Source organism: Algoriphagus ratkowskyi (assembly GCF_002150505.1).
GTDB lineage: Bacteria > Bacteroidota > Bacteroidia > Cytophagales > Cyclobacteriaceae > Algoriphagus > Algoriphagus ratkowskyi.
Map to the genome: position 1 here is coordinate 147,089 of NZ_MSSV01000002.1, position 26,418 is coordinate 173,506.

The 26,418-nt window shown below is 39.8% G+C and carries 20 protein-coding genes; 10 read left to right on the top strand and 10 right to left on the bottom strand.

The window, feature by feature from the left end:
- Positions 1-2: 2 nt before the first annotated feature.
- Positions 3-3,161: a SusC/RagA family TonB-linked outer membrane protein gene (locus BVH02_RS02370; RefSeq protein ID WP_086498468.1), complete on the bottom strand. Its 3,159-nt coding sequence runs from the start codon at positions 3,159-3,161 to the stop codon at positions 3-5.
- 461 nt (positions 3,162-3,622) lie between these two features.
- Positions 3,623-6,058 carry a S9 family peptidase gene (locus tag BVH02_RS02375; RefSeq protein WP_086498470.1) on the bottom strand — a complete coding sequence of 812 codons (2,436 nt, stop codon included), beginning with the start codon at positions 6,056-6,058 and terminating at the stop codon, positions 3,623-3,625.
- A gap of 199 nt (positions 6,059-6,257) precedes the next feature.
- Here BVH02_RS02375 and BVH02_RS02380 point away from each other — a divergent pair, with 199 nt between their 5' ends.
- Together BVH02_RS02380 and BVH02_RS02385 are read left to right on the top strand one after the other, a co-directional pair.
- The gene (locus tag BVH02_RS02380; RefSeq protein ID WP_086498472.1) at positions 6,258-6,674 is read left to right on the top strand and encodes a DUF1801 domain-containing protein; all 417 of its coding nucleotides are present in this window, start codon (positions 6,258-6,260) and stop codon (positions 6,672-6,674) included.
- Positions 6,675-6,676: 2 nt separating this feature from the next.
- Positions 6,677-7,423, top strand: a complete 747-nt coding sequence (locus BVH02_RS02385) for a DUF1835 domain-containing protein (RefSeq protein WP_086498474.1) — start codon at positions 6,677-6,679, stop codon at positions 7,421-7,423.
- 44 nt (positions 7,424-7,467) lie between these two features.
- Here BVH02_RS02385 and BVH02_RS02390 read toward each other — a convergent pair whose 3' ends face one another.
- Both BVH02_RS02390 and BVH02_RS02395 read right to left on the bottom strand, forming a co-directional pair.
- Complete coding sequence (locus tag BVH02_RS02390; RefSeq protein ID WP_086498475.1) at positions 7,468-8,061, bottom strand: hypothetical protein; 594 nt, start codon at positions 8,059-8,061, stop codon at positions 7,468-7,470.
- A 2-nt stretch (positions 8,062-8,063) separates the two neighbouring features.
- Positions 8,064-8,558 carry an RNA polymerase sigma factor gene (locus BVH02_RS02395; RefSeq protein WP_086498477.1) on the bottom strand — a complete coding sequence of 165 codons (495 nt, stop codon included), beginning with the start codon at positions 8,556-8,558 and terminating at the stop codon, positions 8,064-8,066.
- Positions 8,559-8,896: 338 nt separating this feature from the next.
- On the opposite strand from BVH02_RS02395, the gene BVH02_RS02400 reads away from it, so the two are divergent.
- The 5 genes from BVH02_RS02400 to BVH02_RS02420 all read left to right on the top strand — a co-directional run bounded on the left by BVH02_RS02400 (position 8,897) and on the right by BVH02_RS02420 (position 15,305).
- Positions 8,897-9,880 (top strand): GSCFA domain-containing protein, encoded by a 984-nt coding sequence (locus BVH02_RS02400; RefSeq protein WP_086498478.1) that lies wholly within the window; start codon positions 8,897-8,899, stop codon positions 9,878-9,880.
- An 82-nt stretch (positions 9,881-9,962) separates the two neighbouring features.
- Positions 9,963-11,990, top strand: coding sequence for a thioredoxin domain-containing protein (locus BVH02_RS02405; RefSeq protein WP_086498480.1), 2,028 nt, complete (start codon positions 9,963-9,965; stop codon positions 11,988-11,990).
- 3 nt (positions 11,991-11,993) lie between these two features.
- Positions 11,994-14,513 (top strand): replication restart helicase PriA, encoded by a 2,520-nt coding sequence (gene priA / locus BVH02_RS02410; protein WP_086498482.1) that lies wholly within the window; start codon positions 11,994-11,996, stop codon positions 14,511-14,513.
- A 122-nt stretch (positions 14,514-14,635) separates the two neighbouring features.
- Positions 14,636-14,902: a DUF6364 family protein gene (locus BVH02_RS02415; RefSeq protein WP_086498484.1), complete on the top strand. Its 267-nt coding sequence runs from the start codon at positions 14,636-14,638 to the stop codon at positions 14,900-14,902.
- A complete protein-coding gene (locus BVH02_RS02420; protein ID WP_086498486.1) occupies positions 14,886-15,305 on the top strand; it encodes a type II toxin-antitoxin system VapC family toxin in 420 nt (139 codons plus the stop codon). The genes BVH02_RS02415 and BVH02_RS02420 overlap by 17 nt, the downstream gene beginning before the upstream one ends.
- Positions 15,306-15,323: 18 nt before the next feature.
- Here the strand turns inward: BVH02_RS02420 and BVH02_RS02425 are convergent, their stop codons facing one another.
- Positions 15,324-15,557 (bottom strand): helix-turn-helix domain-containing protein, encoded by a 234-nt coding sequence (locus BVH02_RS02425; protein ID WP_191278302.1) that lies wholly within the window; start codon positions 15,555-15,557, stop codon positions 15,324-15,326.
- Between the two features lie 90 nt (positions 15,558-15,647).
- On the bottom strand, positions 15,648-16,487 hold the full coding sequence (locus BVH02_RS02430) for an alpha/beta hydrolase (RefSeq protein ID WP_086498487.1): 840 nt from the start codon (positions 16,485-16,487) through the stop codon (positions 15,648-15,650).
- A gap of 230 nt (positions 16,488-16,717) precedes the next feature.
- Between BVH02_RS02430 and purN the strand changes: the two genes are divergently transcribed.
- Positions 16,718-17,275: a phosphoribosylglycinamide formyltransferase gene (gene purN / locus BVH02_RS02435; RefSeq protein ID WP_086498488.1), complete on the top strand. Its 558-nt coding sequence runs from the start codon at positions 16,718-16,720 to the stop codon at positions 17,273-17,275.
- A gap of 218 nt (positions 17,276-17,493) precedes the next feature.
- Positions 17,494-18,222: a DUF4197 domain-containing protein gene (locus BVH02_RS02440; RefSeq protein ID WP_086498490.1), complete on the top strand. Its 729-nt coding sequence runs from the start codon at positions 17,494-17,496 to the stop codon at positions 18,220-18,222.
- A gap of 121 nt (positions 18,223-18,343) precedes the next feature.
- On the opposite strand, the gene BVH02_RS02445 is transcribed toward BVH02_RS02440, so the two are convergent.
- Complete coding sequence (locus tag BVH02_RS02445) at positions 18,344-20,758, bottom strand: ABC transporter permease (protein WP_086498492.1); 2,415 nt, start codon at positions 20,756-20,758, stop codon at positions 18,344-18,346.
- Between the two features lie 135 nt (positions 20,759-20,893).
- Complete coding sequence (locus tag BVH02_RS02450) at positions 20,894-21,175, bottom strand: hypothetical protein (protein ID WP_086498493.1); 282 nt, start codon at positions 21,173-21,175, stop codon at positions 20,894-20,896.
- Between the two features lie 301 nt (positions 21,176-21,476).
- On the opposite strand from BVH02_RS02450, the gene BVH02_RS02455 reads away from it, so the two are divergent.
- A complete protein-coding gene (locus BVH02_RS02455; RefSeq protein ID WP_086498495.1) occupies positions 21,477-21,842 on the top strand; it encodes a DUF2200 domain-containing protein in 366 nt (121 codons plus the stop codon).
- Between the two features lie 240 nt (positions 21,843-22,082).
- On the opposite strand, the gene BVH02_RS02460 is transcribed toward BVH02_RS02455, so the two are convergent.
- Complete coding sequence (locus tag BVH02_RS02460; protein WP_086498496.1) at positions 22,083-24,509, bottom strand: ABC transporter permease; 2,427 nt, start codon at positions 24,507-24,509, stop codon at positions 22,083-22,085.
- A 409-nt stretch (positions 24,510-24,918) separates the two neighbouring features.
- Positions 24,919-26,409: a serine hydrolase domain-containing protein gene (locus BVH02_RS02465; protein WP_158093850.1), complete on the bottom strand. Its 1,491-nt coding sequence runs from the start codon at positions 26,407-26,409 to the stop codon at positions 24,919-24,921.
- Positions 26,410-26,418 lie beyond the last annotated feature (9 nt).

Genomic DNA, 26,418 nt, shown 5'->3' on the forward strand with positions numbered 1-26,418 from the left:
AATTAAAGGGTTAGATTAACTCCCAATGTGAATGATCTCGCTGGAGTGAAGGTATTAGAAGTAGTACCACTAAAAGTACCAGATACATACATACCTTTTCTAGAAGAACCCCAACCCAAGTTTTCACCTGCTAGATAAACCGAAGCATTTTTAACCTTTATTCTGCTCAAAAATGGCTTAGGTAAATTATAAGCAAGATTCACAGATCTCAGGTTTATATAACTAGAAGATACCAACCAACGATCTGATGCAACATTCGTATTAGCTGAACCTGTAACGTCCATTTTTGGAACGTCTGTGATATCACCTGGCTTCTGCCATCTATTAAGAATATCTGTATGCAAAGCTCCACCTTCAGTACCTGCATCCATCAATCCTCCATAAATACCATCGTAGATATCTCCTCCTACAGAGAAACTCATCAACACACCTAGTGTAAATCCTTTATAAGTAAAGGTATTAGTCACACCTCCGAAGAAGTCAGGAATTGCAGTTCCAGCATAGTGAAATCTAGCATTGCCCTGCGCCACTGTCAAAGTATCTGACCCTATGATTTTAATATTAGCATCATCTTCAGAGTATTCGTCAGCTCTGAAAAGGCCTTCACCTGTCTCTGGATCTACACCATACCAGTCTCTCAACCAGAAATCATAGATTGAACTTCCTACTTCGTACTTCTTAGTTCCGTTGATTTGCTCCTCAAATGGCAACTTCTTGAATTCGTTGGCAAATGTGGAGACGTTCAATCCCAAATTCCATGTGAAATCACCAGTTCGTACGATATCACCAGCAATACTAAACTCGATGCCTTGATTAGACATAGTACCAATATTTTCAACTCTAGTTTCTAATCCTGTAGTCAATGATAAAGGAACTTGGAATAGTAAATTTTGTGATTCTCTATAGAAATATTCAAGAGTACCTTGGAATCTATTTCCAAAAGCAAAGTCTAAACCTATATCGTAAGTATTATTTGACTCCCATAGAAGTTCTCTTGCTGATAAAGATGCTTGCAAGATTCCTGGCTCAGAAGCATTGTTATAACCTAAGTCATAAAGTGCCTGCCATGGATAATAACTCGGACTTCCGTTAGAATTCTGAATCTGGTTGTTCCCTACCTGGCCATAAGAAGCTCTTAATTTCATCATTTGCAGGTAGCTAGAGTTGAAGAAGTTCTCCTGATCTATGCTCCATGCTCCACCTACGGAGAAGAAATTACCCCATCTTACATCTTCGTAAAATCTGGAAGATCCATCACGTCTTAATGACGCTGAGAAGGAATACTTATCTTCATAAACATAATTTACTCTACTGAAGTAAGATTCGATTCTATCCACATCTACTCTACCAGTACCTGAAGTTGTAGTTACAAAGTTATCTGGCTCAATATTACCTGCCAAAATCTGATCTTGCTTACCTAAGTATTGTCTATTGATTTGTAGATTATAATTCTCATGTCCAACTAATGCCTCAACAAAATGCTTCTCTTGGAATAGCTTAGAGTAAGAGAGAATTTGATTAAATGTCACTGAATTCGTTCTGACATTTCCTCTATTTGTTCTACCTGCTGGAGCACCATCACCTACGATTTGGTTATCGTAACCGATGTTTAGCTGAGACTCCATATCTGTAGAGATATTTGTTCTGATATTGAAATTCTTAAGGAAGGTAGCTTCTACATACGCTCTAGCTGATAATGCATCTCTATCGAAAGAGTCTATGTTAAGCAAGGTTTCTTGTACTGCATGACGACCAGCAGATGCATCAGCACCTCTACTTGGAAGACCTAGTTCAGATAGGTTACCTGTATCATATATTTGATTTCCAGCTTCATCCAGAATATAACCACCAGTTTGCATGTTTTGTGCATATACTGGGTAGATTGGCCCAATATTTCTTGCGAAGAAGAACGGATTAACATAACTAGAGCTACCAGTAGATCTAGAATTATTACCCTCACTCATCGTAGCAGAAAGGTTCAAGCCTGTCTTCAACCACTTAGTTGCCTGTGTATTTACATTCACACGACCAGTGAATCTTTCGATATCAGACTTGATAACAAATCCCTGCTCATTCAAATAATTGATAGAAGTATAGAAATCAGTCTTTTCAGATCCACCAGAATACGTCATATTGTACTCTTTTCTATCTCCAGTTCTCTGCAATTCGTCAAACCAATCTAATCCTTCGAAATTACTAACTGCATTTGGATTCAATTTTCCATCTAAACCTACTACCTCCTTATTAGGGACATTGTAGATATTATATTTTAAAACGTTGTCAATCAAATTGTCAGATGCGTATTGAGCAGATGCTGCAGCAGACTGACCGGCGCCCAATCTACTGTTGTTCAATGACTCCCAAACAAGTGGATAATACTGATCTGGATTCACACGATCATATTCAGGAAGTGCTCTTCCTGAGAATCCTTGTTGAATCTTCAAATTGAAAGATGGCTCATTTTTCTTACCAACTTTGGTAGTAATCATGATCACACCGTTAGCAGCACGAGCACCATACAATGCAGAGGATGATGCATCCTTAAGGATAGTCATATCTGCAATATCCGATGGGTTAAGATTAGAAAGATCTCCATCAAAAGGAACACCATCTACTACGTAAAGTGGTGATGAAGATGAGTTCACAGAACCCACACCACGAATTCTAACTACAGGAGTTGAACCGGGCTGTCCAGACGCCGATGTTGTGATCACACCAGGAGCTTGACCTTCTATCGCATTTACGATATTGTTGATCGGTCTATCCGCAATTTTATCGCCTTTGATTGACACTGCAGATCCGGTGAAATTACCCTTATCAATAGTTCCACCGTAAGCGGTAATAACTACTTCTTCCAAATTCTGAGAATCCGGAGCCAAAGTCACATTAATCTCAGATCTGTTTCCAATAACTTCCTCTTTCTTCAGATAACCTATATAGCTAAATACTAACGTATTAGCACCATCTGGAACCTGAACAGTGTAATAACCATCCAAATCGGTCACTACACCTGTGAGAGTTCCTTTCACCAAAATGTTGACTCCTATGAGTCCGTCGGGCTCTTCTACTGATATAACCCTTCCAGATATACTACGCTGCTGCGCAAATACCGCACTGGAAATCAGTAATCCAAAGAGCATACTGAGTAATGCTTTTTTCATTAAAGTTAATTTAATTGTATACAACCACAGCTCCGCCTTGAAGCTGTGTTTTTCTTAAATAAGACGTTAGTGGAAGGTTGGGATTCTATAGATAAATCTGAGAAAACAGATATAAATGATCCTTTAAAAACAAGTTCTGTGAATCGGAAATAACTCTCATTATCCTTTAATTAATAGTGTCAGATTTCGGATTGGCGCGAAAAAAATAGATCACACAACTTCATTGAAATCGAGCACTTGATGAAATTATATTTGGGTTTTGAATTATCCAAAATTAACATCGTTTATGGATTAACAAAGTGTTTTTTTTAAAAAAAACAGATATTTTCAAAAATAACCCCAAATTATATGGCAATAAATATTTATTAGCTAGAATAACTAACTAATAACCCCCAAAACACAACCTACTTTCTACAAATTTATGTAAAAAGTAGGTTTTTAGAATAGTCGTAAATAAAGCGTTATTTGCTTACCTCGATCTCATTTTTATTTTTCACATATTTTTCCAACCAATTATCCATTTCCCACAGCATGTGATTGATAGACTCCTTTGCTGCATAGCCATGACTTTCATTTGGTAAGAACACTAATCTCGCTGTAGCACCATGGCCTTTCAGTGCATTGTAATAGCGCTCGGACTGAATAGGAAAAGTCCCTGAATTGTTATCAGCCTGACCGTGTAACAAAAGAATAGGTGTTTTTACTTTATGGGCAAATGAGAATGGAGACATGTTGAAATAAACTTCTGGAGCTTCCCAATAAGTTCTCTGCTCATATTGGAATCCGAATGGAGTCAACGTCCTGTTGTATGCGCCACTTCTTGCTATGCCTGCAGCGAATAGGTCAGTATGTGAAAGTAAATTAGCTGTCATAAAAGCACCATATGAGTGCCCTCCCACTGCTATTCTATTTCTATCACCTATTCCTAACTCCACGATCTCATCTATAGCAGCTTCGGCATTAGCTACTAGCTGATCGAGGAAGTAATCATTAGGTTCTTTTTCACCTTCTCCAACAATTGGCATCTCAGTTCTATCCATGACCGCATAACCACGAGTCACCCAGAAAAGAGGAGATCCAGAACTCACGCGTGTAAAAGAATACTGCGAACCTCTTACTTGCGAAGCAACTTCTTTGGATTTGTATTCCCTAGGATATGCCCACATCAAAACAGGAAGTGGAGCATCTTTACCTGCCTCAAAACCCTCTGGAGTATAAATCACAGCTGATAGATTCAAACCATCATTTCTCTCATAAGTAACCAATTGCTTTTGAATCCCTTTGATAGACTCATATGGATTATCGAAATTGGTTATTTGCTGAGGAGCGATTCTCTTCTTAGTATTAACTAACCAGTAATTTGGCTGGATATCCGTACTCTCTTTAATGGTGATGAATTCGGTAGCATCGTCATTTAGAACTTTTGCCACTCGCTCATAATATGGAGCCTGCGATCTCCACAGGATTGTTTCTTCCTTCGTTTTGGTATTGAAAGTAGATAGGTAAGGCATATCGCCTTCATCTGAACCTCCTGGGCTTCTCATATACAACAAATCTCCCTTTCGAAGCAACACTAACTCACCAAATTCATTTTCTGTCATCACTGGATCTCCTGGATCATTGTATAGATCGTCAGATGACCTGTCTATAATGACCTGCTTAGCTTGCGATGAATTAGATGGGTTTATCACAGATCTCATGTCTTTTCTGCTACTTGACCAGCGCTCGCTAAGAATCGCGAAGGAGTCATCTCCCCATGCAATACCACCAAATCTATACGCCGATGTAGCAAGTTTTTGCTTTGATCCTGAGAAAGGTGCCGCCAATGTATAAACGATATCACGCTCTTTCATTTCTACTCGTCCATCTCCGCCATCTTGCGCTTCTACCCAATAGAGCATTGCAGCTTTGTCAGCCCTCCAGTTGATGTTTCTAGGTCCTGTCACCGTAGCGTCAAATCCTGTAGGTCTATTTTCATCCAATGGGATCTGTGCTAAAGCTTTTACTTTCTTACCCTCTTTTGACCAAATCTCAACATCATATGGAAATCTGCTCGCTGGCACCAAGTAGGAGAATGGCTTCTTTATCAAATCAACCATTAGATAACTTCCGTCTGGAGAAAGATCCATTGATTTGATCATTCCAGTTGGGCCAATTGGCTTTTTATTTCCTTCCAAATCAATTTCCATTAATTGGGAATCCATGAAATAAGCGAAAAGCGCTTCGTCGTATGGATTCTCCAATAAATCCTGGTAGGTTCTGCTTGGTGCTGCATCTCCTGTAGTTTCTTGGATGATTGGACCTGCCGGAGCCGACGGTCTCACTGGAATAGAGCCACGTGTTGGGTTCACTGCTTTCACCAGCAGCTTATTCCCTGGAGTCCAAAGCACAGAATTTCCATAGACATCATTGACGATTTTATCTGTCAATTTCTTAGCTGAATTTGTAGTCAAATCAACTAACCAAAGACTAATTCCATCAGCATCGCTCTGCGTAAAAACCATGTATTTCTCATCATCTGAAATACTCATCCCACCCATATTAGGCTGAGCTGGTAACCCTGTAATCTGAATTTCTTCTCCGGTTTGAGTTTTCTTGATTTTTATATTTTCTACACCTATCTGACGGCTAGGTCCAGAAGTAGCTGGGTTGATTCGCATACCTGCAATTTTCAATTCAGGTTGTGAAAGTGTTTCAATGCTAGGACTATCAGACCTCTCCATCACTAGCATCCAATCTCCGTTTTTACTAAACCGAACCGATGGTGTGCTAGGCGCATTCACCAAATCAGCAATTGATTTGGGAGGAGTTTGATAAGTTCCTTGAGCTATAACTTCAGCTTGAAATAAACTGAGCGAAATACTAAGGACTAAAATTGTAATAACTCTTAATTTCATATTGTTATATTTTGGATCGCTCAATTTACTGATTTCTGTTTATGAGCATATTTAGATTAAGATAAATGGCAAATAGCTCGTTTGAACTCGTGATTTTGTAATACTTTGTAGAAATCTAATTCTAAATAAGTGACCAAATCTCAAGCTATTTATCAGCTAACAAAACGCATTTCCTTCATGAATCACTAGCCTAATTCCCGTGTCAGAACTTAAAACCAACGCAACCGATGCCTCTGTAATTGACTTTCTCAATGCAATAGCACCACCGATTCGCAAGATTGATGGGCTGAAATTGCTACGACTATTCAAGGAAGCAACTAATGAAGAACCAGTAATGTGGGGGCCAAGTATAGTTGGATTTGGGGCCTACAAGTACATCTATCCTTCAGGTAAAGAATTGGAATGGTTTCCTGTAGGCTTTTCCCCTAGAAAACAGGCTATTACAATTTATATAATGCTTGAAAATGCCCATTTAGAACCTTTTCTAGCAAATCTCGGTAAACATAAAAAATCAAAAGGCTGCCTCTACATCAATACACTAGCAGATATTGATGAAGTAGTTCTTAGGGAAATGATTAGAACTTCCATAAATTTAATTAAAACTAAAAATCAATAAATATGCTCCATATTTTGAATGGGGATTCGCTAGCAGAAGCATTTCCTGCTAGTATTCCTGGTAATATCGCAGTACTTCGCGAGTGTCTAGTCGATGGACCTGTAGCTGCTGATTCTATCGAAGAATTTGCTATTATTCGTGCCAATTACCTATCCACAACTTATCCGGAAGCTACTGAAAAAGATTATTTAGCCGAAGTGATCTCGGAAATTGAGAAGATACTAACAGCAACTTCTGCTACGCAGGTCTATTTGTGGTTTGAGAATGATCTTTTTTGCCAAGTCAATTTATGGTTCGTGGTTGACCTATTGAAGTCCCACAAAGGGCAGCTTTATCTAATAAGTCCCACTACCGATCTAATCGAAGGTTTTGGTGGGATGAAAGAGCCCCAACTCGAAGAAGCCTACAGAAATGCCAAGGCACTAACCCAAAATGAAAGACACGTTTTAGTAGATATGTGGGACATCTATCAAAGAAAAGATGTGTCGGAGGGAATTACACTTTCTAAGCAGGTACTTCCCGAAATCCCCTTTCTATATCCAGCTGTATTGGCCTGGAAAGAATCTATTCCTCATGGTGAATATCTGGGTAAGCCAAAAGAGGCACTGAAAGAAATCGCTGCTCAATTGGGGACAGATGATTTCGGGAAAATATTCCGTGCTTTTCATGTCAAGTATGCAATTTACGGATATGGTGATCTGCAAGTGAGGAGACTATGGGAAGAAATCAAGAATGAAGAAATGAAATAATTTCGAAAAGGGAGCTGCGCTAAGTAGCTCCTTTTTCATAACAGTTATTCAATTTTAAGAAGAATTTTTTCAGATGAATCTATAACTCCTTTATACTTTTTCAAAGCCCAACGGCTAAACAAATACATAAAAACAAGGCCAGCAGGAATGTATATCATCCAGAAAGTTGGATTTGCTATCATTTCACTATTGTCACTCAATTCAGCCAAAGGAGGCAATATTGTAACCATCACTAACGAGCCAAAAATCACCCCATAACGCTGCACCTTCCAAAATCGAATTTTACTCTTAGTAAACTTATCCAAAATCGTTGCTGGTGTTTCAGCGTCTATGCGTACGTTCTGCATTCCCTTAATGGCTAATAAACTAGCTGTAGGTAAAGCGATCAATATGAAAATAGTAACCAAAGCTAGAATCTGATTATACCATAACTCAAAATCTCCAAATCTCGATAGTAAATACATAGCATAAACTACGCAAACTAATGATCCCAAAATCTCTGGAATTCTGACGCTATTCAGTTTATCTCTAAATTTCTGCTTGGTAATCTGTAACAGCAATTCTTTTTGAATTCTATCCTGTTTTTCTACTTGCACACTAAGGTCAGACCACAGTGATTTCATTTCTTCGAGTTCCATTTTTAGTTTGTTTGAGTAGTAATTCCTGATTTTAACTTGGCTTTAATCCTAGACATTCTTGTCCCCACATTGCTTTCAGAGATCCCTGATATTTCTGCTATCTCCTCATAGTTTTTTCCTTCCAAAAAGAGAAACACAATTCCCCGATCGAGTAGATTCAGCTTTCTGATTTGCGCATAGAGTTGCTGGATTTTCTCTTCCTTTTCAGTGTCGCCAGATTCTGCAAATTGCAATTTCACATCCTGTAGCGGCACCACTTGAAGTCGCTTCTTGGTGCGATTCAAATGTGTAATTGCCGTGTTCATACCAACTCTATACAACCATGTACTTGGTTTAGCTGCATTTTTGAAATTATCAAATGACTTCCAAGTCTGGTAAACAATCTCCTGATAAAGATCATCTTGCTCCTCCTTCTCACGAGAGTAGATTGAAGCAATCTTATAAATCAGTCCTTGATTTTGGTGAATAAGGCTGACAAACTCTTCCTCTTTGTTCATTTGGTTTCTTTTACTCTATTAGTCTCTGACTTTTGGGAAAAAGCACAGAAATGCTGAAAAACTTCTAGAAAATAATAAAATCATGCATTAGATAGTCATTCGAGAGGAATCTAGCAACAACAGGGAAACTGTTTGTGAGATTCGAACAGAGTGGCTAAGTGATTTATAAGTTAACCGTAAAAGGTAAGTTGTGAAAAGTGGTAAGAAGCAAATAGACGACTTACCTGCAACTAAAAAGTTTGCTACTTTGTAAACAGTCCAGCTTCTGGAGAAGCAGGGCAACTGTGTCGTAATGCGGTTAAAATCCGAAATCCATCACAATTCCTTATTTTCGTGTTATGCAGTGGTTCACTCCTATTTCGATTCCAGAATCTCCATTTCCTATTTCCCATCAGAGTAAAATCCTGAGTATGGGGTCTTGCTTTGCGCAGACGATAGGACAGAAATTAGTAGATCATAAATTCAATTGCTTGGTCAATCCTTTTGGGACGATTTTTAATCCCTATTCTTTAGTGAAATTACTAGAAGGCGCACTTCTCCGAGATCATTTTGAAGAGGCAGAAATTATAGAGCGAGACGGTCTTTTTTTTCACTACTCAAGTCACTCTGATTTGGTAGCAGATTCTAAAGAGGCCCTTGTTCAAAAGCTTTTGGCACAAAGAAATCTAGTTCAGGAATATTTAGAAAGCGGAACACATTTGATTCTCACACTTGGCACAGCTTGGGTGTATGAGTTGGAAGACAGTGGCGAAACGGTAGCTAATTGTCATAAGCAAGCTGCCTCAAAATTCACCAAGCGATTACTGACATTAGAAGAAATGAAGGACAAGCTCTGGTTGCTATTTGACAATTTATCGAGAGTTTGCCCAGGCTTAAATATCATTTTGACTGTCAGCCCTGTTCGTCATATCAAAGATGGAATCCCGGAAAACCAGCTGAGCAAAAGTCTTCTTAGAGTATTATGTCATGAGTTAGAAAAAGGAAACAGTAGAGTATCATACTTTCCTGCTTACGAAATACTTATAGATGAATTACGAGACTATCGCTTTTATGCGAAAGATCTAATTCATCCCAGCCAAGAAGCAGAGAATTACATTTGGGAAAAATGGCAAGCATCCAACTTTAGCATAGAAACTCAGCAAAAAACTACGCTAATTCAAAAAATAATTCAGGAACTGGCTCATCGCCCATTAAATCCTAAAAGTGAAGCGAATCTCAAATTCCTGAACAATCTTCTCCAAAAGCTGGAACGATTGAATGGAGAATTTGATTTTTCAAAAGAGATCAAAAGAATTAAATCCCTAAACCCTCCAAGGGTTTAAATCCCAAACCCCTCGAAGGGCTCAAAACCCTTCGAGGGTTAATTCCTCTAAATTTTCCATTCTTAAAATTTTTCAATCAAAGATGTCCAACCGCCTAATTCATACCCAATCCCCCTACCTACTTCAACATGCGCACAATCCAGTGGATTGGTTTCCTTGGGGAGCTGAAGCATTGGAAAAAGCGAAAACTGATAATAAGCCGATTCTGGTTTCCATTGGCTATTCGGCCTGCCATTGGTGCCATGTGATGGAGCGGGAAAGTTTCGAAGATGCAGCTACGGCAGAGTTAATGAATGCGAATTTTGTCTGCATTAAGATCGATAGAGAAGAGCGTCCAGACATCGACAATATCTACATGGACGCAGTGCAGGCGATGGGCGTGCAAGGTGGTTGGCCATTGAATGTTTTCTTGATGCCCAACCAAAAACCATTTTACGGCGGAACATACTTCCCAAATCAGCAGTGGAAAGGCTTGCTGTCCAACATCGCTGATGCTTTTGATAAGCACGAAGATCAATTGGCTGAAAGCGCAGAAGGATTTGGGAATACGCTCAACAGAAAGGAAACAGAGAAATACGGAATTTCGGCTGGTAATCAGGAACTAGATCCAGACGAACTTACAGAAATCATTGCTAAAATAACTTCTCAGCTAGATCCTGAATGGGGTGGAATGAATCGCGTTCCTAAATTTCCAATGCCGACGATCTGGAGTTTTTTATTGGACTATGCGTTGTTGGCCAAGAATACTGAGCTTCAGGAGAATGTCTTTTTTACGCTTCGCAAAATCGGTATGGGTGGGATTTATGATCAGTTACGCGGTGGATTTGCTAGGTATTCTGTGGATGGAGAGTGGTTTGCACCGCATTTCGAAAAGATGCTGTATGATAACGGGCAACTTTTGGAGCTTTATGCAAAAGCGTATCAAGTGAGTGGCGAAACTTTTTTCAAGGAAAAAGTATCTGAAACAGTCGCTTGGTTAGAAGCAGAAATGCTAAATGGAGAAGGAGGATTTCATGCCGCTCAGGATGCTGATTCGGAGGGTGTGGAAGGAAAATTCTATGTATGGAAATACGAGGAACTGCTCAACCTAATTCCCGATGAGATGCCTTGGTTCAGTAAGCTCTACAACCTTAAGGCTGGTGGTAACTGGGAAGAAGGAGTAAATATTTTGTTTCAAACCATATCTGAAAATAAAATTGCGGAGGATTTCGGGATGAGTATCGATCAGTTTCAAGCCAAACTGAAAGATGTAAAAGCTCAGCTTCTGGAAGTAAGAAATCAACGCATTTACCCGGGAAAAGACGATAAAGTTCTCAGTGGATGGAATGGCCTAATGAGCGCTGGTTTGATTCAAGGGTACTATGCTACCGGCGAAAAAAGTATGCTTAACCTTGCGATCAAAAACCTAGAATTTCTACAGGATAAACTAGTAGTAAATGGAGTTTTAAATCGAGCTTACAAAAATGGAAGCGCTTACACTCCAGGCTTTTTGGAAGATTATGCTACCGTGATCAAAGCAAGTATGATGGCTTTTGAGGCCACTGGAGATGCCAGATGGCTGGACTTTGCTCGATCACTAACAGATTTTTGTATTGCAGAGTTTTACGATGAAACAGATGGGTTTTTCTATTTCAACAACCCAAAAGCTGAAAAACTCATTGCCAATAAAAAAGAGCTTTTTGACAATGTCATCCCTGCTTCCAATTCTGTTATGGCAAGAAATCTTCATCGTCTTTCCCTTTTCACCTACGAAGAAAAATACTCAGATCTCGCATCCAAAATGCTGGGAGGAATGAAGGAGCTGATCCTAAAAGAACCGAGTTTTCTGTGTAATTGGGCAAGTTTGTTTCTAGAAAAACTTGTTCCAACGGCTGAGCTTGCAATTGTAGGAAATGGAGCGATAGTGAAGGCTAGCGAATTTCAGAAAAATTACATGCCTAACTCTGTTCTAGCATTCTCAGAAAGTTTGACAGAAAATGCCGCGATTCTTGCAGACAAGACGCCTGATGCAGCAGGAAATGCTTTAATTTATGTGTGCTTTGATCATGCCTGCCGCAAGCCAGTAAGCAGTCGTGAAGAAGCGATTTCTCAACTCCCTTATTTAGCCTAATCCTTGGAAAGCCTGTTTGGAGATCAAGATTTATTCCCTGCCGATAGCGGAAATAATTTCGCAGACATTATACTGCCTGTGCCGATTCCACGGATGTTCACTTACAGCATCCCCTATTCCATGCAACCTGAAATCAATCTTGGTTCGCGTGTGATTGTGCAGTTTGGTAAGAAAAAAGTCCTCACAGGAATCATAGGTAAAGTACATAACAAACCTCCACAAGCATATCAAGCTAAGCCGATTCTAGAGGTTCTGGATGAGCAACCCAGCGTCAACCCACTACAAATCCGTTTTTGGGTATGGATGGCGAAATATTATTTCTGCCACATAGGTGAAGTGATGCATGCTGCCTTGCCTTCAGGACTGAGATTGAGCAGTGAAAGCAAGGTTCAGCTCAATCCTAATTTCGACAGAGAAACAAGCAAATACCCGCTGGATGATCGGGAAATCCTGATCTTGGACGTGCTGGAAAGCAAGCCTGAGATTTCTTATGAGGACTGCGAAAAAGTACTAGCTATTAAAAGCATTCATCCAATTCTCAAAAGCCTGGTAAAGAAAGAGGCGATACTAATTTTCGAGAAAGTTCAGGAAAAATACACGCCGAAAGTAGAAACCAGAATCCGACTTAATCCCGAAATAGCAGCTAATAAAAATGCGCTTCAAACCGTTTTTGAAGCTGTAGCTACCAAAGCAAAACAGGAATCCATCCTCTTGAAATACCTTCGTGACGTGCCAGTAATGAAGCTCCCAAAATCTAATGCATACGGAGTGGACAAGGCGCGATTGCTGGAAGAAGGAGATTCTGAGAGTTCGCTGAAAACTTTGATCAAAAACGAAATCTTCGAATCTTTTAAGGTTGTAGTCAATAGAATTCCAGAAGAAGAGCCTGAGTCAGAACCTGCCTCACTTTCAACCAGTCAGCAAGCAGCATTTGAAGAGATAAAGCAACAATTTGAAAGCAAGCAATCAGTCTTGCTTCATGGAGTAACTGGTAGTGGAAAAACAGAGATTTATATACAAATGATTCTGGAAGTGCTGAATTCTGGATCACAGGTTTTATTGCTTCTACCTGAAATAGCACTTACTACCCAAATCGTTTCCCGCCTTAAAAAGGTTTTCGGAAGTAAAATGGGTGTGTATCATTCGAAGTACTCTGATAATGAGAGAGTCGAAGTTTGGAATGGAGTACTTAGCGGAAGATTTTCATTTGTGGTGGGGGTTCGCTCATCTATTTTCTTGCCTTTTGATAGTTTGGGACTGATCATCGTGGATGAAGAACATGAGTCGAGCTATAAGCAATTTGATCCTGCACCAAGATTTCAAGCCAGAGATTCTGCGATTATGCTTGCTTATTTTCATCAGGCTAGGACGCTCTTGGGTTCGGCTACACCTTCTTTTGAGTCTTATTTCAATGCCAGTCAAGGCAAATTCGGCTATGTAGAATTGACTCATCGATTTGGTGATGCCAGCATGCCGCAATTCCACTTGGCAGATTTGGCAGCAGATAAGCGCAAGAACTTGCTCAAATTAGATACGACTCGTATTCTACGAGAGAAAATCCAAGATGCACTAGCTAAGCAAGAGCAAGTTTTGATTTTCCAAAACCGAAGAGGCTACTCACCATATATTCAATGTGAGGATTGCGGTTGGACAGGCCAATGCGTGCAATGTGATGTCAGTCTTACTTACCATCAGTTTTCTGAAGAACTGCGCTGCCACTACTGCGGATACAAAGAGAAAAGTCCTAGCTCCTGCCCTGCTTGTGGTAGTACGCAACTGACTACGATGGGAATGGGAACTGAACGTATTGAGGAAACGCTGAGCTTACTTTTTCCAGAAGCCAGAATCGGCAGAATGGATCTGGACACGACAAGAAACAAGCATGGCTATCAGCGTATCTTAGATGAATTTGGAGCTGGAAATTTAGATATTTTAGTAGGCACGCAGATGATCACCAAAGGGCTGGATTTCGGTAGAGTGACGGTTGTGGGGATTTGGGATGGAGATCGAATTCTGAATTTCCCCGATTTCCGTGCAGGCGAAAGAGCCTATCAGCAGATCACTCAGGTGGCAGGTCGCGCAGGACGTAGAGAAGCGCAAGGACAAGTAATTGTGCAAACCAGAGATCCAGAAACTCCGATATATGCTCAGGTGATTAAGGGAGATTATTTTGAGTTTTTCAATCATGAGATTCATGACCGAAAGAAATTCTACTATCCACCTTTTGTAAAACTGGTAAAGATCACCACACGACATACCGATTATAAAGTAGCCGAAAAAGCGGCACTAAATCTTCATCATGGAATGGCAGAGATCCCAGTCAAGAAAATAGTTTTAGGCCCAGAGAAAGGGATTATTGCTAGAATCAAAAATCAGTATCAATATGAGAGCTTAATCAAGTTGGATCGCGCGAGTAATACGGCTGTAGTCTTCAAGGAGTATCTGTGGAAAATCACGGAGGAGCTAAAATCGAGGCCTGAGTTTCGTTCGGTTAGGTTTGTGGTGGATGTGGATCCTAGTTGATTAGAGATTGGAAGATTGAAAAATTAAAAGTTTACAGATCAAATTTATACCCTATATATCAATAAGTTAGAAACTGTTTAATATATTTATGCGTATAATTTTCGAATCATGCGCATAAATTTATGAAGAAGCGACTCAATATTACCATCGAGGAAAACTTACTAGACAAGGTCAAAACTTACGCTGTTCAGAATGACACAAGCGTTTCAAGTCTTGTGGAAGAACATTTTGAAGCATTAGTGAAGCCAAAGCCTAAGCTGAAAAATGGAATGACCTTGGTTGAATACATGAAATCGTTACCAAAATTTGATATTCCAGAGAACTACGATTACAAAGAAGAATACTATAAAGCCAAAGCAAAAAAAATGGGTTATGAAGATCTTCTTTGATGTAAATGTACTTCTAGATATAACTATTAAAAGGAATGCTGATCCAGAGAAATTTTCAATAATACTCAAACACTTATCAACTGGCAAAATTCAAGGTTTCATTACAACTGGAGTTGTTCAAACATGTGCTTATATTATGCTCAAGTTTTTAGATTATGAAAAAACATCTGAAATTTTAACTAACCTTATTCCTAATTTTGACTTTTTAGATGGTAAAAAAAGTGATGTCCAGAATGCTCTAGCAATGAAGTTTCCAGACATTGAAGATGCCATTTTTTTTCAAATTGCCTTTGATCACAATCTAGATGCTATCGTGACATCAGACCGTGATTTCCTCAAACTTTCAAAGCCCTATTTGCAAGTGATTACTCCTGAGGAATTGATGGAAAGTCTTTCGAAATAAGCAATCCCTAGTCGCTCTTCAAATAGCCTTTTTCAAAGGGTATTCTTTTATCAGCCTTTCTGCAGGGATTTTAAGAAGATGGCTAAATTTCCTGATCATAGCCAATGAAAGTGACTGCTTATAATTTAGCACTTTACTAACGGTTCCTTTATCTCCATTTTCCTTGGCCAAAGTTGTAGTATTAAAGCCAAAATCTTCCATTCTTATTTTAATCATTTCTACTGGATCTACCTCAGGTAAATCCCTATCCATGTCCACAATTAGTTAAATGGTAATAGCATCAATTTTGTCATATTCAGCATGTGTACCGATGAATCTGATTTCAATAATTTGACCATAAATTCAATTATCCTCTATAAACCCCAACACGTCTCTATACACTCTTCCCGGTGTCCATAGAAACTGAGTGATCATCGGAATATGCTTTTTCTTAGGATAGATTTTCACCGTAACATCTTCAATTCCCACTTCTCCAACTCGCTTCATAAATCGCTCACGACTACCTTGAATGCTAGGATATGTACGCTCACCTTCCAATATCAGCATAGGCGACAAATCATCGGTCAAAAAGTACATCGGAGAATATTCCTTCCAAACTGCTGGGTCATCGGTAAATGCATTTAAGTACTTCTTGCCCTCTCCTTTGCCGGTTTCTTGCAAATAGCTATACATATCCAGACCAGCTGCGTCAATTAAGATCGACCCCGCCAACTTATTCCCATTTTCCGAAGGAGCTAATTCCGCTTCCTTCACTGCAATCAAGGAAGCCAAATGCCCACCTGCAGAATGACCTGAGACGAATATCCGATCTGTATCACCACCAAAATCAGCAATGTGATCCTTCGTCCAATTCACAGCCTCCAAAGCTGCTTCCTGCATACTTGGAATGGTGTATTCAGATGCCAGAGGATAATCCGCAACCACTACAATCACTTCTCTCCTAGCTAACCTATTTCCAAGAAAATTATAAATTTTCTTCTCTCCACTTTCCCAACTTCCTCCGTAGAAAAACACCATTACAGGTAGATTATCAGCTTTTTTGGGAGCATATACATCCAATTGTTTCGTAGGAAGATTCGCATTCGAATCTGTATAAGTGATGTCTTTGTGACGATGAACTGAGCGAAATGCACAGCTGCTTGCTACAATTAAAATGGTGACGACTAGAAATATTTTGCTCATTGAATAAAGTGTTTTCACAAGAAACGAAGCTAAGTGGGTAATAGACTAAAACCTATGGAAAATAGCACATTCATGCCTCTGGTAAAGCGGTAACGTGAGAAACATTTTTATGTCATCAATTCAAAACATTTTGAGGATCAAAAAAACTCAAAAGTTAAAAAGCCAATCGCCTTTGCGCCTTTGAAGCAGATATACGTTAATTTCGCAATCCACCAAAAACTATCAACTCGTTGAAACGTCTCGCAATCCTAGCATCTGGATCTGGTAGCAATGCCGAAAAAATAATGGAACATTTCCAATCTTCCGACAAAGCGAAGATTGCTTTGGTGGCTTCGAACAAGGCAGATGCTTTTGTGCTGGAGCGCGCAAAGAAATTCGAGGTTCCTACAATTACTTTTACCCGAAAGGAAATGGATGCTGGTGATTTACTGGAGAAACTTAAAGCAGAAAAGATCGACTGGGTCATTCTAGCTGGTTTTTTACTAAAAATCCCAGTTGAATTGACCAGAGCTTTTCCAGATAAAATGGTGAATATTCACCCAGCACTTTTGCCTAAATATGGCGGAAAAGGAATGTACGGAAGCTTCGTACATGAAGCAGTAAAAGCTGCCGGCGACACCGAAACTGGTATCACTATCCATTTGGTTAATGAAAATTACGATGAGGGAAGGATCGTTTTTCAGGCGTCTGTCCCACTTTCAGAGTCCGATACACCAGATTCTATCGCAGAGAAAGTGCATGCGTTGGAGCATGCCCATTTTCCTGAGGTGATTGAGGGGTTGATGTAAATTGTCAACAGGAGATTTTGGCAAAATCCATCCTCATATTTTTTCAAGTAAGTAAGTCAATTCAATTAAAAAATCTATCCTAGCGGAACTGCAAGGTGAACTATCCGTTTGGACACTTAACCCTAATTGCCAATAGCTTCGTAGATAAACCAAAATACGAGTGAGGCGTCAACTTCCTATTTACCACACTCATAGAATATGATCCCAAATAATTTACCATGAATTATAAATCCCACCTTTCATTCGGCCAATTCTTCACCTATATCATAGTGTCGATAATTAGCTTTTCTTCCATAATTGATGCCAAAGCACAGGGAATTACTATTCCCAGCAATGCAGAAATTAATTCCGGTATCAAGGAAGCATTGGAAAAAGCCACCGGATTAAGTGCCGAGCGTTTGGGAGCAAAAGACGGATATTTAGGTAATCTAGATGTGAAAATCCTTTTTCCGGAAGAAGCTAAAAACATTGAGAAAACCCTTCGTTCTCTTGGGCTGGACAACATGGTTGATCAGGTGATCACCAGTGTAAATCATGCTGCTGAAGATGCAGCTTTAGAAGCGAAGCCTATCTTTACCGATGCTATCAAGCAAATGAGTATTTCCGATGTGAAAACCATCCTTTTGGGAGAAGAAAATGCGGCTACGAATTATTTCAACACTACTACGTCACCTGCACTCACAGAGAAATTCTCGCCGATTATTGACAGCAGCCTGAAAAAAACCGGCGCAACAAAATACTGGCAAGATGTAATGACCAGATATAATAAGGTTCCTTTTGTGAAAAAAGTAGATACCGATCTCACAGCTTATGTGACTAAAAAAGCGATTGAAGGCTTATTTATAGAAATAGCAAAGGAGGAATTGAAAATCAGGGAAAATATTTCCGCAAGATCCTCTCCTTTGCTCGAAAAAGTATTTGGTTTCGCCCAGAAAAAGGGAAAATAAAAGGAAAGAAGTAAAAAGGTCTGATGTAAGAAGTGGCATGTAGTCAATTCAAATAAAGACCAAAATCCCCCTAACTACTTACTCTGCTATTCGCGTCGCCAATTTCAAATTCCAAATTTATTTATTCGCTCTTCAAGCTCTCCACAGGATTCATCAGTGCGGTTCGGATAGACTGAAAACTAACGGTAAGCATCGCGATCATCAAAGCAACAAGTCCAGTCAAAGCAAAATACCACCATTGCAGTTCAATTTTGAAGGCGAAATTTTCCAACCATGTATTCGCTAGATAAATACTGAGTGGAATAGATATAATAATTGCCAGCAAAACTGTCTTTCCAAAATCCTTCGAAAGCAAAGTCACGATACTCCAATCAGTGGCACCCATGGTCTTGCGAACGCCAATTTCCTTAGTTCGCTGCTCTGTCATAAAAGCCGTAAGTCCATACAATCCCAGACAAGCAATAAAGATAGCAAGCATAGCAAAAGCGATAATGATATTCGCAATTCGCTCTTCCTTCTCATAATTTCGCTGAAAGTCCTGGTCCAAAAATGAATAGACAAATGGTTCAGACAGATCTGCTTGTTCCCAAATAGATTTTGCACTTGCCAGTACTTCATTGGTATTGCTTCCAGAGAAATTAGCGATCAGGTATCCACCATTATTGCCTTTGATAAATGCATAAGGCTGTATCTCCTTATGCAGACTTTGAAAATTGAAATCCTTCACCACCCCTACAATCTCCAAACTGTTCAATTTTCCTCCCCAATCGAAATGGGCTTTCTTGCCAACTGCATCAGTAACCTGATACCCCAAAGCCTTGACCGCTGACTCATTCAAAATCATCATAGGATACTCTGAAGTATAGTCTTGATTAAAGCTTCTGCCTTCTAACAACGTAAACCCGAGCGTTTCCAAATAATCCTCTCCCACATAGGCATTGATGATAGTTACCAAATTATCTTTAGCCTGTCCATCGGCATAGTACATCATACTTTCTATGCTTTCAATTCCTGGATAAGTAGTTGCAATGCTCACCGACTTAAGATTAGAATTTTGAAGCAATCCTGCCTTCAACACTTCATATTTCCCAGCGGCTTCCTCACTCTGAAGCGGTATGATGAGCTGTTGATTTTTACTAAATCCAAGATCCTGATTTTGGACAAAACTCAATTGATTTTTGATCACAAAAACCATCAAAATCAGACAGGCTGAAATAGCAAATTGGAACACAACCAAAACCTGACGAAGTGAAAATCCTGATAGTCTTCCTCTGAACTTCCCTTTCAAGACCGAACTTGGAGTAAAAGACGAGAGGAAAAAAGCAGGGTATGTGCCTGCAAGCAAACCAGCCGCTATTGCCAGTAAGAAGATTGTAATTAATGGAAAAGCACTATGATATATATCAAGCTCTTTTCCAGTCAGCTGATTAAAATAAGGCATCAAAAGAGAGACGAGTAAAAAAGCAATAAATAATCCCAAGAGAGAAATAAGCATTGATTCTCCCAGAAACTGACGAACCAAGCCACCTTTATTAGCCCCAAGCAGTTTCCGAATCCCAACTTCCTTCGAGCGCTTTTCGGATCGGGCTGTCGCCAAATTCATAAAGTTGATACAAGCGATTAGCAGGATAAATCCTGCCACTGAGCCAAAGACATATAGCGTAGTAATATTGCCAGTTGTGCCTAATTCATATTCTACATTGGAATGAAGATAGATATCCTGAATAGGTTGTAGAAACAGACTTTTCTCCACTCCCATCGCCTTCAAATCAGCCGCCCCATGCTTGTCTAAAAATGCTTGGAGTTTGGCTTCAAAAGCGCTGGACTCAGTATTTGGCTTTAGTTTCACATAGGTGTAGAAGATATTGTTGGCCGCCCAACTCGTCATGCGATTGACTGCATTTCCGATGTCATTATTTTCCATGGAAAGGAAAAAATTCGCGTCAATATGTGACTGTCTATTCTTATCCTGGAATACGCCCGTGATAGTATAATCAAAGTCGCCGAAAGGCAATCCAATGGTAATAGGCTGATTCAAAGGATCTGCTTCTCCAAAAAACTTCTTCGCAAGTGAAGCAGATAAAATCACAGAATTCGGAGCTTTCAAGGCGCTTGATTTAACTCCGCTAACAAACTCATAGCCTATTACCTCAAAAAAGGTCGAGTCAACATAATATCCTTTGGTTTCATAAAACTGAGTCACTTCCCCATTGCTTTCAGATTTCAACAGCATTTGGTCGAGCTCTGGGAACTTCATGATACGAGTGGAACTCTCCACTTCTGCGAAGTCATTTTTCAATCCTTCTGCCAAAGGCCCAGGACTTCCCGCCCATTTGGAATCTGAAGTTTCCAATGCGACCCGATATATTAGATCGCCATCTTTGATGTTTTTGTCATAGGCCAATTCATCAAAAATATACAAGCCGATCAGCAAACATGCCGCCAAGCCAACCGCCATTCCAAGCACATTGATCACCGTGAGTGACTTATGCTTTCTGAGATTTCTAAAGGAGATTTTTATGTTATTTCGCCACATGGTTTATTAGGATTGAAAAAATTTGAAAATTATGGATGGTTCATTCTGTCCTCAGCCTACTACTAATTCTACAGCTACTTTTTACTACTCATTTTTTTCTTCCCACTTCCTACTTCTCACTTCCAACTTCCCACTTCACCTTACCTGCATCCACTTTTTACTCTCGCGATCCACAAAAGTGATCGGAACAAACTTATCCGTGGGTGCCCCTATGTAATAAACCGTCCAGTTAGGATCGTGCTTCGTCAGCATTTCTGAGATACAATCTGCACGATGCGCAGTGGGATTTTGGCAATCATCCCAGTAGAAAAGCTCCACCTTATAATGAAGAGATTTTACCTCGTTGTTGATGATGACCTGGATGTCGATATTTTGTTTGCCTGGAAGGTTAGGGATTGGGATGGCGATGTGACTCATGAGTTAGGATGTTTAGGTGTAATGGTTAATTCATGTATTGTGGGTTGGTTTCTTATAGCCACGGTGCCCACAGAGAGAAGCACCGAGGTCGCAGTAGATAATAATAGATTTTTTAAGCTATTGACTTGCAACTTTCTAAGTTGTTTCTTCCAGTTTCATGCCAGCCTTTACCCTTCTTTGCAGCCTGATTTAGCCATAAAACCACCTTTAAAGATAATTTCAGCGAACAAATTTGTCCGTTTGTGGGCAAAGAGATTTGAGCTATCGTATCTTGAAGTATCGCAGCAAACCAGACACGAACATGAAGAGCACTAGTCATCACGATGAAAAATTTGCAAAAATGACCTTCTCCTCTGTCTATCCGCACTATGTCAACAAAGTGGAGCGGAAAGGAAGAACGAAGCAGGAATTGCATGAGGTTATTGAGTGGCTAACTGGCTTCTCAGAAAAAGAGATCCAGCAACAGATCGAAGAAAAATCAAGCTTTGAGAAATTTTTCGCAGAGGCGAAATTGAATCCCAAAGCCAATCTCATCACTGGCAACATCTGTGGCTATCGGGTAGAAGAAATCGAAAACCCGCTTACTCAGAGGGTTCGGTACTTGGACAAGGTGGTAGATGAATTGGCAAAGGGACGGAAAATGGAGAAGATTCTTAGGAAAATTTAGATTGCCATAAATCTTGTAATTATGATTGCTTCGCCTCGGGTTGTGTATGCCGTGCAGAAAAGCAGGTCTCCTTTAATCGAGAGAACTTATATGTTTTTATCTAATCATCTAATCAAAATCTTCAAGAAGATTCCACCTTCTTCGAAATAACTTACTTCCCGGCAGACAGGCACATAAAGATTTATAATTAACCTCGGCAGCTATGAGCATCGGACACCCGACATCTGTCACCCAACATAATTACTCGCTCTTCAAACTCTTTACCGGATTCATCATCGCCGCTTTGATCGCTTGGAAACTTATAGTGACTAGAGCCACAATCACCGCTAACAAGCCAGAAACTAAGAATATCCACCAATGAACTGGCACCTGATAGGCAAATCCTTCCAGCCATTTGTTCATCGCAAACCAAGCCAAAGGAGTAGCGACTACAATCGCCACCAAAACCAACTTGATAAAGTCTTTGGAAAGCAATCCCACGATGCTTCCGATATTTGCACCCAACACTTTTCGTATGCCTATCTCTTTTGTTCTCTGCTCAGCTGTGTAAGTAGCAAGACCTAACAATCCCAAGCAGGCAATCAAAATTGCCAGTATGGAGAAGGTGGTAAAAATCTGTCTGAACCTGAAGTCTGACTCATATTGCTTATTGAAATCTTCATTCAAAAAGCTATAGATAAAAGGACGATGTGGAGCTAGTTGCTTCCATACCTTTTCTATTTGTGACAGCGTAGCGGGAATATCATCTCCCGACACCTTTAAACTCACATACCTACTAGCATATGCCTCAAACGGAAGGGTCAATGGCTCCACCTTGCTGTGCAAAGAGATATAGTTAAAATCTTTGACTACCCCGATTACTTCCCCGGCTCTTCCCCACTGGTCAAACTTTTTCCCAACGATATCCGCAGGATTAGCATAGCCATATTGTCTGGCAGCCGCTTCATTCAGTACCAAAGCCGACGTGGAATCCGAAGGGTAATCTCTGGAATATGATCTTCCAGCAACTAATTCAAGATCGAAATGATTAATAAAATCCAAACCTACCTGAAAAATACCCTGACCCATCATGACCATCTCTCCTTCAGGGCTTTCAATCGTTGTTCCGGCATTAGGGAAATGGCTACCTGGCACAGACCGTGAAAAGGCCACCGATTGAATCGTTGGAATATTCTCTAATTCACTTTCCAAAGCTGATGACACATTATTGACTTGCTCATCGTAATTATAGTCAATCACAAGCATCTGCTCCTTGTCAAACCCCATGTCCTTGTCTAGCAAATGACTCATCTGAGAATACACGATGATAGTACCTGCTATCAAGGCAATGGAAAGACTAAACTGAAAGACAACCAATCCTTTTCGCAAATTCACTCCTCGGGCATCTGATTTATTGATCCCTTTCAAAATAGAAACTGGTCTGAAGCTCGATAGTACAAATGCTGGATAAGATCCTGCCAAAAGCCCAATCGCAACTACAATCCCAAAAAACACTGCAATGGTTTGCCAATTGATCACTCGATTTACCTCAAGCACTTTTCCCGTAAGATTATTCATCATCGGTAGCGCCACTGACACGAAAATCACTGCGACTATAGCAGCAAGAATCACAATGATCAAGGACTCTCCCAAAAACTGAAATATCAAGCTATTTCGATCCGCACCGATGGATTTTCTGATCCCAACTTCCTTTGCCCGCTCCATGGATCGCGCCGTAGATAGATTCATAAAATTGATCATGGCTATCGCCAAAATGAATAATCCTATGACGGAGAATACATAAATATTTGTCAGCGAACCCGTATCGCCTGGCTGCCGCTGAGCTACGGTTCTGAGATAAACATCTTTCAATGGCTCTATGGCTATAGTATAATTTGGGACATTATCTTCGCCAGCTCTTTTTTCTATAAACCCAGGGACTTTCGCTTGAAAATTCGCCTGATCAAATTGCTCATTTGCCAAGAAATAAGTGTAGGTATCCACGTAGCCCCAAGCATCAAAAATTCCTGGCCGGGACTGCTTAAATGTACTAAGAGAAAGTAAGGTGTTGAATTTAAAATGTGAATTGGACGGTAGATCTTTCATTACTCCGGTAACCGTGTAGTCCCCAGCATTTGCTCTTCCTGCAGCCTCGCTACCTTTAATGGTTTTACCAAGTGCAGCTACATCACCAAAGTATTTCCTGGCAGTGCTCTCCGTCAAAACCACAGAAAATGGAGCTACTAACGCTGTCTTTGGATTTCCTTCCACTAGCTCCCAACTGAACACATCAAAAGTGGTGGAATCCATAAAAAAAACGCCCTCTTCCTGCTGAGTTTGATCGTTTACGGTGAAAAGAATATCTGCTCTACCTGAGAACTGAACAACTTTTTCGATCTCCGGAAAATCAAGCTGCATAGCTGGTCCAATCGGAGCGTTTCCCCAAACCCAAAAGTCTTCTGTGGAACTTCCTTCTTCCACTCCATCAACTGCCGCTTCCCCATGAAGAACCCGATAAATCCGATCGCCTTTTTCATGGTAGTTGTCATAGGAAAGTTCATCCTGCACAAACATGAAAATCAGCACACAACAAGCCATGCCAACGCCCAATCCTACAATATTGATAAATGAATACACCTTCTTTTTTTGAAGATTTCTCCAGGCGATTTTAAAGTAGTTTTTGAGCATGGCTTTGTGTATTGGTTTATTGGTTCAAGTCTTCAGACTTGGTCAATTTGTGTTTTGTATAAGTTCGAGTTTATATTCTTGGACTCATTGCACTTATTTACATTTCCACTTTTATGCCACTAAAACCAGCTTCAAATTGCAGAAAATCGGGTATTCTGAATTTAGTAAATTACAACACGGACAATTTTGTTCGCTTTCGGGCGATCTTCATTTATTTTTTTGAAAAAATGAGTAGAAGGATTTCTAACTAGATCTCTTGCTCCAAGCTTCTAAATGAAAATTGTCCGGCTTCTACATTACTTCATAAGAGAGCTTTCGGATCACGAAACCAATCGATTATGAAGTCTAAAAAATAGGTCCAAAGTACTATCCTTGTCTGCACAACAAATTACCCGTGAAGTTATAAGCACTAATTAATTTCCGGTGTTGCTTTTTCGATTCGATCGATCATATCTCTGGCATTAGTGTTGTCAGGATTTAATACTAAAGATTTCCCATAGTTTGCTTTTGAAAGCCCAAACTGACCAATTGAAAAATAGACCTCAGCTAAGCTATCAAAGGCATTGAAGGAATTTGGGAATACTTCTGAATTGAGTTTGAAAACCTCCACAGCTATATTTTTCTGGTCATCTCTCAAATAGGTATATGCAAGTCCATTTATACTGCTTTCATCGATTTTATAAGCCTCTGGATTTTTGCTAATCGCACGTTTAATTTTACGAATTGCGATTGTTACTTCCTCTGCTTCCAACTCCTTTACGATCAAATTCGCAATAGGTATTTTCGGTTGTATATACTCTGATTTTTCCAGGATACTATCTATAGCCTTTGTCAGCTCATCCATGGCAAGACTATTTCCGTGATTGGTTAAAAATGTATAGTCGTAGCCATCAGTTAAGTTTTTCTTTATCAAAGACCTGTAACCTTCAACTGTTCCATCGTGTTGCACATAATTTCTCCCGTTTTTCTGATAGGGCATCCACCCAAAACCATATCCATATGTCTCACCATTCATTGTGATGGATATTGGCCCATCGCTCAATTCTCCATTCTTAAAAGCCTCACTTAGCGTTTGACTTGAAACCAATTCGTTTGAATTCAGTGCTCTGTTCCATTTTTCCAGATCGTCCACTGTTGAATAGATTCCACCAGGACCGATAACAGAAGATCCGTACCTACTTATTGTCCCAATTTGATTATAGCCTATAACCAGCTGAGAACTTGCCTCGACCAATGATTTTGTCGCCGTAGTATTTTCCATTTCTAGCGGTTTAAAAATCTCTTCATCGAAAAATTGATCAATTGGTTTTTCTGCAAGCTGTTGTATGATCAAGGCAAGCATCACATAACCTGAGTTACTATATCGAAAGGTTTTTCCATTTTCCAATTCAAGAGAATCCTGCTTCATAAGAATTTCAAGTACGTCTTCATTGCTTGGATTAGTCAACTTGTAATATTCCGTGTCCGTTAGTCCTGAAGTATGATTTAGCAGTTGTCTTATGGTTATGTCTTGAAGATAAGCTGGATAATTTGGGAAAAAGACTTTGATTTTATCGTCAAAAGAAAGTTTACCCTGTTCCTGCAACATCATAATCCCCATAGCAGTTACTTGTTTGGAAACCGATGCGATGTAAAAAATTGATTCTGTCGATATTTCTACTTTAGTTTCTTTGTTGGCGTACCCAAAGGCTTTCTTATAAATAAGGGTGTCGTTTTTTGCAACCATAACAGCTCCATTAAACATTCCATTCGAATGACTAAAATTGAACAAGGAATCGAGGTGCTGTGCTTGAACAGTTCTTTTTTCCTCTTGCGCAATTAAGTTCTCTGAGCAGGAAGTGAAAAATACGAGCGCAACTAATAAGCTGCAAATAACATACTTCATTGAGATGGTTTTCATTAAGGAGGA

Bases quoted from the DNA above. Each gene is read 5' to 3' on its own strand.
- BVH02_RS02420 (WP_086498486.1), top strand. From the start codon at position 14,886: ATGAAGATCTTCTTTGATGTAAATGTACTTCTAGATATAACTATTAAA.
- BVH02_RS02460 (WP_086498496.1), bottom strand. From the start codon at position 24,509: ATGCTCAAAAACTACTTTAAAATCGCCTGGAGAAATCTTCAAAAAAAG.
- BVH02_RS02385 (WP_086498474.1), top strand. From the start codon at position 6,677: ATGCTCCATATTTTGAATGGGGATTCGCTAGCAGAAGCATTTCCTGCT.
- BVH02_RS02430 (WP_086498487.1), bottom strand. From the start codon at position 16,487: ATGAGCAAAATATTTCTAGTCGTCACCATTTTAATTGTAGCAAGCAGC.
- BVH02_RS02375 (WP_086498470.1), bottom strand. From the start codon at position 6,058: ATGAAATTAAGAGTTATTACAATTTTAGTCCTTAGTATTTCGCTCAGT.
- BVH02_RS02425 (WP_191278302.1), bottom strand. From the start codon at position 15,557: ATGGATAGGGATTTACCTGAGGTAGATCCAGTAGAAATGATTAAAATA.
- BVH02_RS02445 (WP_086498492.1), bottom strand. From the start codon at position 20,758: ATGTGGCGAAATAACATAAAAATCTCCTTTAGAAATCTCAGAAAGCAT.
- BVH02_RS02370 (WP_086498468.1), bottom strand. From the start codon at position 3,161: ATGAAAAAAGCATTACTCAGTATGCTCTTTGGATTACTGATTTCCAGT.
- BVH02_RS02390 (WP_086498475.1), bottom strand. From the start codon at position 8,061: ATGGAACTCGAAGAAATGAAATCACTGTGGTCTGACCTTAGTGTGCAA.
- BVH02_RS02455 (WP_086498495.1), top strand. From the start codon at position 21,477: ATGAAGAGCACTAGTCATCACGATGAAAAATTTGCAAAAATGACCTTC.
- BVH02_RS02465 (WP_158093850.1), bottom strand. From the start codon at position 26,409: ATGAAAACCATCTCAATGAAGTATGTTATTTGCAGCTTATTAGTTGCG.
- BVH02_RS02395 (WP_086498477.1), bottom strand. From the start codon at position 8,558: ATGAACAAAGAGGAAGAGTTTGTCAGCCTTATTCACCAAAATCAAGGA.
- BVH02_RS02400 (WP_086498478.1), top strand. From the start codon at position 8,897: ATGCAGTGGTTCACTCCTATTTCGATTCCAGAATCTCCATTTCCTATT.
- BVH02_RS02450 (WP_086498493.1), bottom strand. From the start codon at position 21,175: ATGAGTCACATCGCCATCCCAATCCCTAACCTTCCAGGCAAACAAAAT.
- BVH02_RS02415 (WP_086498484.1), top strand. From the start codon at position 14,636: ATGAAGAAGCGACTCAATATTACCATCGAGGAAAACTTACTAGACAAG.
- BVH02_RS02405 (WP_086498480.1), top strand. From the start codon at position 9,963: ATGTCCAACCGCCTAATTCATACCCAATCCCCCTACCTACTTCAACAT.
- BVH02_RS02440 (WP_086498490.1), top strand. From the start codon at position 17,494: ATGAATTATAAATCCCACCTTTCATTCGGCCAATTCTTCACCTATATC.